This is a genomic window from Natranaerobius thermophilus JW/NM-WN-LF (assembly GCF_000020005.1).
Taxonomy (GTDB): domain Bacteria; phylum Bacillota; class Natranaerobiia; order Natranaerobiales; family Natranaerobiaceae; genus Natranaerobius; species Natranaerobius thermophilus.
This window is the reverse complement of sequence record NC_010718.1, coordinates 2,795,016-2,808,100: the sequence shown is the minus strand read 5'-3', so window position 1 is coordinate 2,808,100 and position 13,085 is coordinate 2,795,016. Positions and strand designations below refer to the sequence as shown.

The window sequence follows — 13,085 nt, the reverse complement described above, 5'->3', positions numbered from 1 at the left end:
TCATATTTTTGATAGTTTCGATTGAGGATTTTTAGTTGAATATAGTTGAATACATTAAGTGTAAGGCATTTTCTAAAGCGACTGGCCCTGATTAAACGGCTGGTCGCCTTTTTATTAAATTAAAGAATAACTCTATTTAATCCTATTAATTTAGTCTCTAATTAGTATACCAATTGCACTTAGGGCAGCCCAGTACAGTTTCGAACTTTTTCTGTCTTTCTATCAAGCCACTACCACACTCTACACATTGGACGGTATCTAGGATGATTTTTCTACCATTTACTTTACTCAATCGATCTATTAATTTCTCTCTATCCCAAAGTTCTAACGCATCATGAATAGACCAGAAGTCAAGCTCTTTAGTAGTAGCTACAATGGCTTTACTGATATGATTATCACTCTCAAGAATTTCAATTAGACTTTCAACTTCTTCCATATCTATATCTTTTTTAGCCCTAACAATACTTGTTTCATTATCTCTTTCTATAATTATATCTTCATCCGCAAGATCTAAGTTATATCCGTGCTTTTCAAAATACTTGAACATCAAATTTTTAAAGTCCTGATCTTTCATGATATCAACTTCTAAAACACCACTTCTAATAATCCGGCTTTGATTCCATAACATCAAATAATAACTAATACAAAAGAACAAGACTGCCCCTGAAAGAAATACTATAATCAAGGTTGTTAAATCTTGGACTATAAAATAAACTATCATGGAAACTACAATTAATGCTATTAAAAAAGCTCTTGCAAAAAAACCATATAAGCCACCCTTTGACATTAGCAACACCTCGATTATGATAATCTTATTTTCATTATTTTATCATAAAAAACCCAAAATTTCAGGTGTTGAAAAAATTTCGAAATTTAATAAGTCTGTAACAACAAAAGAAACGGAAATTCAAAACATTTAATTGTGATTCAAACCTGAATGTATAGATATTTAAATATGAAAATGATAAGATTTTTAAAGAGTAGGTAGAGCAGTATATCGAAATGGAGGTCGAAAATCTTGAAAGTATCAAGTAGCGATAGACTAGGTACTGATCCTATATTACCCCTATTATTAAAGCTTTCTCTTCCCGGAATAGTAGCTATGGGAATACAAGCTCTCTACAACGTAATAGATAGTTTTTTTGTAGCACAGGTAAATGAAGAAGCCATCGCCGGACTTTCGGTGGCTTTTCCCATGCAGCTTTTTTTAATTGCACTTTCTGTGGGGACAGGAGTCGGTACCAGTTCTCTGATTTCTAGAATGTTAGGCAAAGGGGACAGAAACGGAGCTATAAGTGTGGTAGAGCATGTCTTAGTTATATCTGCAATTTATAGTGTTGTTGTTTTTTTAATTGGTTTCCTATTGCCAGAAAGTTTTATTTATATTTTCACCGATGATCATCTGATTGCCCAATATGCTTTCGAGTATGGACGTGTAATTTTAATGGGGGCATCACCGTTGTTTTTTGGATTTTTAATAAGTGATGCATTGAGGGGCCAGGGCAATACTTTGATTCCCATGATAGGTATGGTCTCAGGTGCCATTACTAATATTTTGCTAGACCCTATTTTGATCTATGGAATGGGACCTATTCCTCGCCTTGAAGTGCAAGGAGCTGCCATAGCAACTGTCATAAGCAAGACGGTCACTTTTGCTGTAGTTTTCTATGAACTGTTGATAGGAGAAAATGAAGTAAAACCAAAATTCCGAGATGGTTTAAAAAACTTTAAATTCAATAAAGAGATAATTAAAAATATATATGCAGTAGGACTGCCTGCAGCAGTAATGCAAATGTTGGCTTCCATAATGATAAGCGGATTAAACATTATTGTAGGAAATTTGAATGCTTTAGCTTTGTCTGCAACCGGTATATATTTCCGAATTCAATCTTTTGTTTTTATGCCGGTTTTCGGTCTAAATCAAGGTTATATTCCCTTGGTAGGCTATAATTTCAGTAATGGCAATGCAGAGAGGGTCAAAAAAGTCATTGGTTATGGAGCGTTAATTGCATGTGGATTTACTAGTCTAGGATTTATCGGGTTCCAGTTTATACCTGAAATAATTGCTGGCCCTTTTGTAGAAAGCCAGGAATTAATGGATATTGTGGTAACTGCATTTAAAACAATAAGTATTGCCTTTCCCATAATCGGACCAGCCATAATAGGTGCAACCACCTTTCAAGCTATTGGCAAAGGCATACCCTCATTAACACTATCTTTTTTTCGACAAATCATTTTACTTTTACCTATAGCTTATTTCTTATCATTAACTGGTAATTTAGATTTAGTCTGGTTTGCTTTTCCAATATCAGAATTTGTATCCTTTATCTTTATGATCATCTGGCTTTATATCACTTTGAAGAAAGAGTTGATATTTGCTAAATTTCAGCGGGGGTGATTTTATTCTAAATAAGTCTTATATATTATTACTGTCCTTCTTTTTGATTGTATTCATGTCCTTTATGCTTTTTAGTATTGGTTGCAGTGAAGAAAATAAAGTTGCCGATGAATCTGATGAAAAAATTGCCTATATTTCGTCTAACCCCGAATCGGAATATGAAAACACCTTTAATGACTTATCACTTGGTACACTATTTGACTTTAATTTTGAATTACTACGAGCAGATGAAAGCTGGGTCAAAATTTGGGTGGAGGGATATAATCAGGGAGAAGCTGTAAAACCCTCCCCTCTGGCAGAACTGTCGTATGGTTTGTATCCCGAACAAGAAGTTGAAGGACAGCTAGGAGCTGGGATTTTACACTCTGATGACAGCGACTCACAAATACTAATATATTCAAAGGGTGCCAGAACAGGTCCTAGTAGTATTGATAAAGATATATTTATTGATTCGACTATGACAAGTTGGGGATATGCCATCGGGGAGGAAACCATCGGACTGAAACCTGGAGAAGAAAAGTTGCTGGCAGTCTATCGCCAAGGAGAAGACGAGTTGAAAACGACTTATGATTATCAAGACTCTGATGATCTAGAAAAAATGATCAATGAAGATACCATGGTACTCCTTTTAAAAATTAAGGTAGAGGAGAAGGAAGAGTTATAAAGCTTTTTTGTGAAAGAATTGTACATTCGCAATTTTAGAATTTAAATGTAATTCCATTCACGACTCATAAAAGACTAAATAAGCCCTCTAACAGACTATATAAAGTAAAAGTATTGAACAAATAATGAAATCGCGTAAAATTTAAACCGAACCATTCATTAAAATATCATAAAAAGGAGGGCTTGTTTATGTTTAAGCTGTTTGGAGTCTTGCTATTAACAGGAATTTTGATGTTTGGAACAGGTGTGGTTTCGGCAGCAGAGGATTCGGTAGAGCCAGATAATTATTGGCATTATTGGGAAATTGACGACACTAACAAAAATGTTGGTACTACTCCAATAGGAGAATGGGAACAAGTATATGAAGGAGAACCAGCAGACAGAGACGGGGAAAAACAAACTGCTGAAGCAAGTCTTACTGAAACTGCTGAAGTAACAGGAACAATTGAAGTGTCTTCAAGTAGTATAGCTGCTGCTGTATCTGTTACAGAAGGAGGTTCATATACAGTAGGAGGTTCTACTACTTCTTCACCTTTAGATGAAGGCGAATATATTAAAGGTTATGCTAGACCTATTGCTAGTGTTCATGAAGTGATTCAAAGGGAATATATAAGAAGCGATGGCCAAGACATACCTACTGATAACACAGCTACTGCTTATGTAGAAGAACCGACGGGAGTAAATATTGATATCGAGTATTACGATGATGGTGCTAATGCAATGACAGATTCTGATGTGGAGCCCGACAGAGTTGAAAGATATACAGTAGTTGATGGTGAAAAAGTAGATAAAGAAATTCTAAAGGATTGAAAATCAGGTTGTTTATAATATAAAATGTTTGCAGGGATAGCCTTTCCCTGCAAACATTTTTGTTAAAAGGTGGTGCACAAACCATGTTTAATACTACCAAATTGCGGTTTAGCATATTCATGCTTGTAGTTTTAAACATATTTATCTTAGCTGCTTGTGACAATGATTTCACTACTAATCAAGACTTAGATTCAAAAGACTCACATTTAGAAGAAGAGTATTCTGAAGAAAAAGAAATTTACGATAAATTATCCCGAATTAAAGATAAAGATGATATAAATTTTGATAATTTATTTGATGGCTTTACAATTAGCGAATCAGTTAAAAAAGAGCAGATGGAAATGTATCACTTATTGGGAGAAAAACAAAACTTTGTGATTTTTAAGTTGGATGACGAGGGCTTAGCTGAAGATTTATCTGATATTCATATATCCTTTGAAAATGGGCAAGACGATACAGACTTACCCCATAAAATTGCTAGGAGCTATCATAACGAGAGTGATCTAAATAAAAATATAAGAATAATTTCCTATACACCGCCAACCGAGGAAGCTTACCGCCAGTTACAAAAGGTTTTCTTTAGAGATGAGCATGAAAATACAATTTTTGAAATTGGCTTAAATTAACTTTTAAAATTATTTAATACTTAACTTCTACATTTCTGTCGTCCAATTCTTTAATTACTTTTTTTGTTTCTTCATCATCAAGATCTAAATTATTATTTTCCAAAACTACTTTTTCTAAGTTATCCAGTTCAAGAAGTGGTTTGATATCTTTAACTTCATTTCCAAATAGATTTAGCTTTTCTAGGTTTTGCAAGTCACCTATCGGGGTGATATCTTCTATATTATTATTTTGGAGATCTAGTTCTTTTAAATCCTCCAGTTCACTTAAAGGTGAGAGGTCTTTAATTTTATTCCATGGTAGATATAGTTCTTCCAAATTTGTAGCGTATTCAATGCCTTCTAAATTTTTAATATTATCCGCCTCAACCCCTGCTATACCAATAGTAGTCAACTCTTCCATATCTTTTGGTTTAATATCATCTCCAATACTTAATACAGTCATATAAGGTTCTTTGTTTAACTCCCGACGAATGTGTTCTCGAAGCTCTGGATCGGAAATGCGGACTATATCATCGTCAAAGTAATAATCCAAGACAATAGCTAAAACAAATAATACGATTACCCCTGCTATAATCTTTTGATATCTTGGCAATTGATATCTTGCCATAGAAGTGACCTCCTTGAGGGTTGAGCCTTTTCTTTATTGTACCATATATTTCCATTAAAAATCTAATGCTTTTAGCGCGTCAATTAAAATTAAAATATTTAGTTTTTATTATCAAAATGGAATCCAGGCATGTTACTAAATAATAAAACAAGGCCAGGATTCCCAAAAACCAAACAAGACTTTCTGTTTGAAATAAATAATATATGGACAGAAATAACAATATTAAAGCTGATATTAAATATATGAATAAATCAATTCCTTTTGATTTTCTTGATCGCTCTAAAGCAGTGAGCCTTTCATGGCAGGTTGTTTCGTTAAATACCAGTAATCTAGTGATTAGAAAACCGCCAACAACGCCTAGAAAAAACGCAGTAGTTATTGGTAGCTCAAATATCGGGCCTGTATCAATGCTGTAAAATACCAGTATATAAAATACAACAAAGCCAATGTAAAGTTTGATAAATTCCCTGAGAGTATTCTTTTTATTTTTAGAAATAAAGAACCCCCTCCCCAAAGGGCCTAACGGATATACGACATACTTGTTATTCCGTTCAATAATAGTTGGTAATATACCAGTTAATTTCAAAGTTACCCTCCTTGCATGTCAACCTCTTTGACTGAAATAATAACACACCCCTCTCGTCTGTTATAGTTATTTATAGAAGGGCAGGAAAGTCCCTCTTGGATCACGTAATAATAAAGTAAAGGTGGCCATCCGGGGAAAGACCATCACCTCCTAGCCAGTGTGACTGCTTATTTAAGAAATGTCTTCCCCGGATACCATAAGTAGCAGTTACGGACTATAGAGAAGTTGTGCCTCGAGCACCGATGCTAGACGAGGATCACCACTGCTACTAAATACCATCACCTAAAGGAGGTCTTAAGATGTACTTTGTTGGGATTGATTGGGCTGATACAAAACATGATATCCTGGTCATGAGTGGCGATGGTAGAGAACTAGATAACTTCACTATTCAACATTCTCAAGATGGATTTGAAACTTTAGAAACTAAACTTTTGAAACATGACGATAATCCTGAAAACTTCTGCTGCTTAATTGAAACCAAACATGGACTTTTAACTCAATATCTTTTAGAAAATAACTTCACTGTTTATTCTGTTAACCCCAAGCTAGTTGATGCTAGACGAAAAGCTTCCGGGGCTAAAACTGACTTTATTGATGCTAAAATACTAGCTAATATGGGCAGATCAGAGCTCCATGACTTACATAAGCTAGAGCCTGATTCGGAACATATCCAAGAGCTTAAAGTACTCACCAGAGATCAAGACGCCCTTATACAAGAAAGTACTAGGCTAACAAATAGGCTGATTTCAACACTGAAAGAATACTATCCTGTAGCTCTTGAATTATTTTCTAAAATAACTCTACCTATCTCTCTAGCTTTCTTAAGAAAATATCCTACTCCAAAACAGGCTCGTAAAGCTAGCAGAGATGATATCTACAAGTTTTTGAAAAAGCAAAATCATCCTAACCCTTTATCTAAAGCTAATGAAATATTCACAAAGCTTCAAAGACGTAATTTAGAAGGTAACAGGGCTATTTGTTCTGCCAAGTCTAAGTTTTTATTTACTATCCTTGATCAGCTAGAGCCTTTATTAGAGCACATTAAAGAGTATGACAGGGAAATTGAAAAACTTTTTAAGTCCCACTCTGACAGTAAACTTTTTGAAAGCTTGCCAGGTGCCGGTAAGCGTATAGCACCGAGGCTGCTGGCAGAGTGGGGAGATGATAGAAGCCGTTATGCTGACGCCTCGGTAGTCCAAGCCCTTGCGGGAACTTCACCAGTACTACATCAAAGTGGCAAAATGCGTATTGTGAAAAGGCGGCATTCTTGTATTAAACCTTTTAGAAACGCTTTGCATCAATTTGCTCTTCAAACTGCGAGGTGGGTCCCCTGGGCCAGAGATTATTACCTCAGAAAGCGAAAAGAAGGCAAACAGCATCATGAGGCTGCAAGGGCTCTAGCTAATATTTGGGTCAGGATACTCTATGCTATGTGGCTGAACAAAGAACCCTACAATGAAAACAAATTCTTAAAAGCTAGAGAAAAACACGCTGCTTAATTTAGTTTTTAAAAGAGCAAAATTTTAGCTTTGGATTACTACATCCCTGATTTCCAAAATTTTACATCAGTTTACCCTTTACATAGAGAATCTTAAATTAAGAAGGGTGTGTTTTAAAGTTAATAGATAATATGCATCTGAACAAAGATTTGTTTAGTCAATATAATTTTCTAGTGCATCACTATCTACTCGATGATTTTCTATATCTTTTCCTAAATATTCTCTGAATTTTGTTCATCTGGTGGTTCTTCATCAGTCCAATCCCCGAATCTATGCCAAACATGTTCTACCCTGGAGGTTATCACAACGTATTGATCATCATCCATTTCCCAGGCTGCATCTACCAAACCATTTCTTAAATCATCATATTGACCTCCCATAGTAACAGCACCCCATAAAGTACTTCCGACAAAAGAATATGCTCCAAAAACTTTATATAAACCTGCCCCAGATATTGCAGCTCCACCTAGAAAAGTTGCAAAATCAGATAGACCTTCTTCTCTAAGATGTTTTTCCAAATCTTCCGCTTGACTATGGCTTAAACAAAATGCTTTTCTAGCTTGTGATTTTACTGGTGAAGGGCTCCAATGCTCAGGGTCGAAGTCTTCATCTTCCATTTTACTAATTCTCTTATCATTTTCAGTTTCACCTACAGTAATATATCCTTTTTCGATACTTTCATTCATTCTGTCAATTACTTCTTGTACCTCGTTTAGTTGTTGCTCATTATACCCTTCTTTTTTAGCTCTTTCTATATCAAAGTACATTGTACCATCGCGTTTTGGATAAATATATTTCTCTAACTCTTCTGCCAACTCTTTGGTCAGTTCCTGGTATTGTGAAGCTTCAACACTAGCCATAGAGAAACTGCTAAAAACCAACAAGAAAGTTAAAACTACACTAACATATTTTTTCACTTTAGAAATCTCCTTTCAATTTAGTAAGTACTTGAAACATTTCTTTAAAATTCATTTATAGCTTATAAGAAATCCATTCACCTCCTTTATATAATCCTGTATCTCGATTTGATTTGGTTTATTTTTTCTGTTGTAGGGCTGATTCTTCCTGTCTATAATCTCGAATAGTACAACTCGTGCCCTTACTAGTCTGTATTTAACTTTGAAAAATTGAAAATTATATCTGATTTTGTGGAGGAAATATCTAATTATTAAAGAAGACACCGATAAGCTCGATGAAACACATTCCTACCAGTTGCAAACAGCAACAATGAAAATTCCGGTTGATAATATGCAGAGGGAGCGGTCCAGAGGGAGCGGTACTGGGGCCCTCAAAAAGTGTGAGTATGAAACTTATAGTTATCAACATTAAACATCAATACAACCTTAATACAATCTTTTTTTTATAATTTACTAAAACTATTTGGCCTTTCCATGGATCTAACTAATGAAAGGAGGTTAGCAATGGAGCAGCTAGTTAAACAGGCAAAACAGGGTGACAAAAATAGTTTTACAGAGATTGTTCTTAAAATAAAAGATGAAGCTTATAAAGTAGCTTACTGCTACCTACAAAATGAACAAGATAGTATGGATGCGGTGTGCAGCGCAGTAGAAAAAGCTCTATTAAATATTGAACAATTAAAGAAACCTCAATACTTCAAAACGTGGTTCATCAGGATAACAATTAATGAATCACAAAAAATCCTTAGAAAAAATAATAAGGTCATTAATATGGATGAAGAAATGCAGGGAGCAGTTACAGAAACTCATACAGAAAAACAACTCGATCGAGAAGACAATATTGATCTCAATAATTCACTTAAAGACTTACATCCTCAAGATAGGTTAATTATCCATCTGAAGTACTATATGGGTTATACTCTGGACGAAATTGCCGGCTTGGTGAACTTGCCAGAAGGCACAGTCAGGACACGCTTATATAAAAACCTGAAAATACTTAGGAAAAAGCTTGAGATTAAGGAGGTGTATAATAGTGGTTAAAGATTTCGAAGATGTTATCAAAAAGCAGATCAAAGAGGAACAAGATAAAGTGTCAGTCCCAGAAAACCTTGACAAGAAAATTATTGACACGGTTGAATCCACTTATAAGCGTAAAAGACCCCTCAAGCTTAAGAAGTTAATGACAAAATCTCTAACAGCTGCATTATTTATCATATTCATATTTGCTGGTTCGGTTAATATATTTCCCGGATTTTACGCTTATGCTTCCGAGATACCGATAATAGGGGCTGCCGCTGATTGGTTTAAAGGTGACAGGGGTACTGAACACGCTCAGGAAATGGGATATGACGAAATAGATGGATTTACTATAGAACAAGATGATATTAAGTTTACATTCGAAAATATAATGATTGATGAAGGAAGAATGACTTTATCATTACTGGTTTCTGGAGACAAAATAACTGAACTTTTAGAAGAACAGTATTCCAATGACACAACTTTACCTGGTGAGAGAACAGAGGATGAGGACAGATCCCCCCATATAGTAGTTGCAGTTGATTTTTTAGATTTCGAACATGGTGGTCCAAGAATTTCTTATGATTATGATACTGAATCACATCAGTACATTAAAGCTAGGGCAGAAAAGAATTTTAGCCAAGGAGAATTACAGGAATTTCTAGAGGAAGATCCTTCTGAACTAAATTTATCAGTTTCTGTAGAACGACACAGTGATGACCAAGAAGAAGTCTTAACTGAGATAGAGAACTTAGATATAGACTTTGAACCAGAAGATATTATGCACTCGGAAACATATAGTATAGATAATAAAGCAGAAATTCCCCATGGAGAGTTTCATATAAAAGACTTGACGGTTAATCCTACCAGGATGAAAATAGATACTGAGACTAATATGAGTGATAGTTACTCAATAGTCGGATATGATAATATGTACTTGATGGACAATGAAGGAAATCGCTACGTCCAAGAAGGAACCTTATTATCGACGGCTTCAGCAGATAAACGACACAAAAAAACCTTTTATTTCGTTCCTTCACTTTACTTTGAACTTGAAGATATAGATGAATTATACTTAGGCTTTGATTATGTCCAAGTAGGTGATGATACAGAAAAACATCATACTGTGCGAACAGAAGAAATCCCAAAAAGCATAGAGTATATGGATGAAGAACTACAGATCAAAGATATCACTCAAAATGGTGAGGTTACATTTAAAATTCCTGATACTTTGGCTGTAAGTTCGATTAGAGTTAATGGTGAACGTACCGGGGAAACCTCAACCAAACATTTCCAAGATAAAGACTATACCATTAAGACCTTCCATTATGATACTAATATCGAAGATGAAATGGACATTAATTTATCCAGGGTAGGACTCAATCTAGAATTTCATGATAAAATAGAACTACCATTAGAATATCCATCTGAATAATCTTGACTGACGTAATCCCAGACCGCCAGTAGCCGTTAAAGAAGACGGAGTGAGGCAAACCGCGTGTATTTTAATATCAAAAATGGAGAGTAATTTATATGTTCTCAAAAATAAGTTTAAAAAAAGTTGTTAGTATATTTGGTGTTATTGTATTACTGATTCTACTTATAGTAGGGTGTGCCGGGTACAGGAATAATTGGAATTTTAACCTCTTTTTCGATGAACAAGTCATCGACCTAGAAGGAGAAATGGAAATAGAAACCCTTGATGGGAACTTAGTTTTAAAGCCCAGGGAAATGATTTTATATCATTATAGACTCATTATGCTGGTTGATTATGAACTAAATCCTGACCTTGATGACTTAGATCTGAAACTACAATATCCTCCGTGGCTATTGATAAAGCAACAAGATAATACTACAAGCGAAAATTCAAAGCCCTTATTAGTTGAAGCGGACCTATATAGCAGAGCTAGGAAAAACTTGGCTGAAGATTATTTCAGGTATGAATACCGATACCGGGACCTCTCTAATGGTTTGGACTTAGAGCAAGACTTAACCTTTTATCTGTACAATGCTGAGTTAACGAAACGGGTTCAAAAAGAAGTGCCCACAACTCCTGGTGAAAAATTCACCATAGATATACCTGGAATAGGGACCTATAAAGGAGAACTTGCTGAACCCGAACGAAATGATGAAGGCTTAGATAAAATTAACTTTAAAGGTGAGACCAATTCGGATCAATTTGAGCATGGTTTTACAACACAAGTGAATTTAATTAGCAAAGTAGGAGAAGACGAAACACTATCAGCAAGAAGAACTTATAATAATAGAAACACTTTATCTGATTCTACCTATCAGTATGAACACAAGTTTGAGATAGAAGATGATGAATTTTGGGACGGGGAATTAATGATTAGTATTGGAGAGATTAATGTACCTCTTGGGCCAAGAGACGGATCTGAATTACCTCACATGGATTTGAAAATGATTGATCAGATAAATTATTAATTTGATTTTAACTACATGGATTTAGATGGTTTGTATGTGGGTTTTGACGCACCATAAAAGATGGGAGTGAATATATTGCACTGGACTGATAAGAAAAAAAGAAGCTTTTTCATTGCAATAGGATTAATACTATTTATCAGCTTATCCGCCAATTACTTTCTTTATCAACAGAAAACCGAAGCCGAATCAATTGTAAATGAGACAAAAAATGAACAATTGATAGATAGTATATACAAATCAAATATGATAGTTCATTGGGGCTATAATGCCCTGGCAACGGGAAATGAACAGACAAAACAAGATAATTTAGAGAAGATACGAAATAACTCCAGTGATTTTGAATCTGCCATTAGAAAATTAAGGAGATACGATTCTTTTACAAATCTATCTCAGCTATATACTGATTTTTCATCATTAAATGATAATACAATGAGCCTGGTCGGTTGGATACAAGAAGAAGGCTTCACCGAAGAAACAGAGGATTTGCTTATATCTATGATGGATGAATATCAAAGACTTCATGAAAAACTCAATGATATCCACATTAACTTAAAGGATGATGATTACGACAAAATAGAATCTCACCTTACTGAGATAGATAAATACACGGAAAACAATGATTTTTATCAATATGGTTATGTGGATTCGCTCAAGGATGATGGGAAGGATTCCGATGAAGAGGAACGGTTCCAGATAGACCTTGATGATCGAATGGACACAGAGGAGCTAGTTGAGGAAAAACAAGATGAGTCAAAGGCTATTGCAAAAGAACATTTGCAAGGACAATTGGATCTTCATGGACTTGATCATGAAATAACTAGGACGGGTCAAGGTGCAGATACTCCTGCTCGTTATACTGTTGAGTTTAGAGAACATGATCGGGCTGAGCTTGAGATTAATAAGTACGATGAAGTTATCGAGCACAAAATTGTGTGTGGGGACAGAAACAGCTATAATGATACTAACATGGCAGAATATATCGTGGTCGACGAAATTAATTTAGATAAAAGAGAAGCTGTTACAAAGGCAAAAGACTTTTTGACAGAAAATGTTGGGTTACAGGAAGATGAATTTTTCCTTGACGGTCTTAAAAAAGAAGACGGGAAGGTGGAATTGACATTTCTCGAAAAGTGGGATGATATACTGACTAGAAGGCGCACTATTGATATGACAGTCACCCTTGATGATGGCACCATTGAAGAATTTAGAAGAAGAGATTTTCTTAAAGAAAAACTAGAATATATGAAAGAAAATCTGGCAAGTCACGAAATAAAGGTTGACGTAGACGAAGCAAAAGAACAACTCAACCCCAGAAATGAAGTACTAGCCGAAGGGCAACTCTACGCTCTCTCTGACGAGCTATTATGGAGATTCCCTGTCCGAGTTAAGGATGGATATCGATTTGTTTTAATTAATGCAGAAACCGGAGAAGAATATACAATTAACAATATGTCCGAAGATCAAGCTTTAAAATACAAGAAACAAAACGGAGGTGTCTAAAAATTAACAAGGAAACT

13 protein-coding genes are annotated in these 13,085 nt (G+C 35.1%); 9 read left to right on the top strand and 4 right to left on the bottom strand.

What is annotated here, in order from left to right; all coding sequences use genetic code 11:
* Window positions 1-157: 157 nt before the first annotated feature.
* A complete protein-coding gene (locus NTHER_RS13195) occupies window positions 158-787 on the bottom strand; it encodes a restriction endonuclease (RefSeq protein WP_012449009.1) in 630 nt (209 codons plus the stop codon).
* A 231-nt stretch (window positions 788-1,018) separates the two neighbouring features.
* Between NTHER_RS13195 and NTHER_RS13190 the strand changes: the two genes are divergently transcribed.
* From NTHER_RS13190 to NTHER_RS13175, 4 genes are all read left to right on the top strand, one after another.
* Window positions 1,019-2,398, top strand: a complete 1,380-nt coding sequence (locus NTHER_RS13190; RefSeq protein ID WP_012449008.1) for an MATE family efflux transporter — start codon at window positions 1,019-1,021, stop codon at window positions 2,396-2,398.
* A gap of 64 nt (window positions 2,399-2,462) precedes the next feature.
* Window positions 2,463-3,062 carry a hypothetical protein gene (locus tag NTHER_RS13185; RefSeq protein WP_148206940.1) on the top strand — a complete coding sequence of 200 codons (600 nt, stop codon included), beginning with the start codon at window positions 2,463-2,465 and terminating at the stop codon, window positions 3,060-3,062.
* A 188-nt stretch (window positions 3,063-3,250) separates the two neighbouring features.
* Window positions 3,251-3,871: a hypothetical protein gene (locus NTHER_RS13180; RefSeq protein WP_012449006.1), complete on the top strand. Its 621-nt coding sequence runs from the start codon at window positions 3,251-3,253 to the stop codon at window positions 3,869-3,871.
* Window positions 3,872-3,954: 83 nt separating this feature from the next.
* The gene (locus tag NTHER_RS13175) at window positions 3,955-4,497 is read left to right on the top strand and encodes a hypothetical protein (protein WP_012449005.1); all 543 of its coding nucleotides are present in this window, start codon (window positions 3,955-3,957) and stop codon (window positions 4,495-4,497) included.
* 13 nt (window positions 4,498-4,510) lie between these two features.
* On the opposite strand, the gene NTHER_RS13170 is transcribed toward NTHER_RS13175, so the two are convergent.
* On the bottom strand, window positions 4,511-5,104 hold the full coding sequence (locus NTHER_RS13170; protein ID WP_012449004.1) for a leucine-rich repeat domain-containing protein: 594 nt from the start codon (window positions 5,102-5,104) through the stop codon (window positions 4,511-4,513).
* Between the two features lie 79 nt (window positions 5,105-5,183).
* A complete protein-coding gene (locus NTHER_RS13165; RefSeq protein WP_012449003.1) occupies window positions 5,184-5,690 on the bottom strand; it encodes a hypothetical protein in 507 nt (168 codons plus the stop codon).
* 299 nt (window positions 5,691-5,989) lie between these two features.
* Between NTHER_RS13165 and NTHER_RS13160 the strand changes: the two genes are divergently transcribed.
* Window positions 5,990-7,189 (top strand): IS110 family RNA-guided transposase, encoded by a 1,200-nt coding sequence (locus NTHER_RS13160; RefSeq protein ID WP_012447570.1) that lies wholly within the window; start codon window positions 5,990-5,992, stop codon window positions 7,187-7,189.
* Window positions 7,190-7,401: 212 nt separating this feature from the next.
* On the opposite strand, the gene NTHER_RS13155 is transcribed toward NTHER_RS13160, so the two are convergent.
* Window positions 7,402-8,106 (bottom strand): hypothetical protein, encoded by a 705-nt coding sequence (locus tag NTHER_RS13155; protein WP_012449002.1) that lies wholly within the window; start codon window positions 8,104-8,106, stop codon window positions 7,402-7,404.
* 504 nt (window positions 8,107-8,610) lie between these two features.
* Between NTHER_RS13155 and NTHER_RS13150 the strand changes: the two genes are divergently transcribed.
* From NTHER_RS13150 to NTHER_RS13135, 4 genes are all read left to right on the top strand, one after another.
* Window positions 8,611-9,147 (top strand): sigma-70 family RNA polymerase sigma factor, encoded by a 537-nt coding sequence (locus NTHER_RS13150; RefSeq protein WP_012449001.1) that lies wholly within the window; start codon window positions 8,611-8,613, stop codon window positions 9,145-9,147.
* Window positions 9,140-10,558, top strand: a complete 1,419-nt coding sequence (locus tag NTHER_RS13145) for a DUF4179 domain-containing protein (protein WP_012449000.1) — start codon at window positions 9,140-9,142, stop codon at window positions 10,556-10,558. The genes NTHER_RS13150 and NTHER_RS13145 overlap by 8 nt, the downstream gene beginning before the upstream one ends.
* 98 nt (window positions 10,559-10,656) lie before the next feature.
* Window positions 10,657-11,568 (top strand): hypothetical protein, encoded by a 912-nt coding sequence (locus NTHER_RS13140; protein WP_012448999.1) that lies wholly within the window; start codon window positions 10,657-10,659, stop codon window positions 11,566-11,568.
* Window positions 11,569-11,643: 75 nt separating this feature from the next.
* Window positions 11,644-13,068: a hypothetical protein gene (locus tag NTHER_RS13135; protein WP_012448998.1), complete on the top strand. Its 1,425-nt coding sequence runs from the start codon at window positions 11,644-11,646 to the stop codon at window positions 13,066-13,068.
* Window positions 13,069-13,085: the final 17 nt, after the last annotated feature.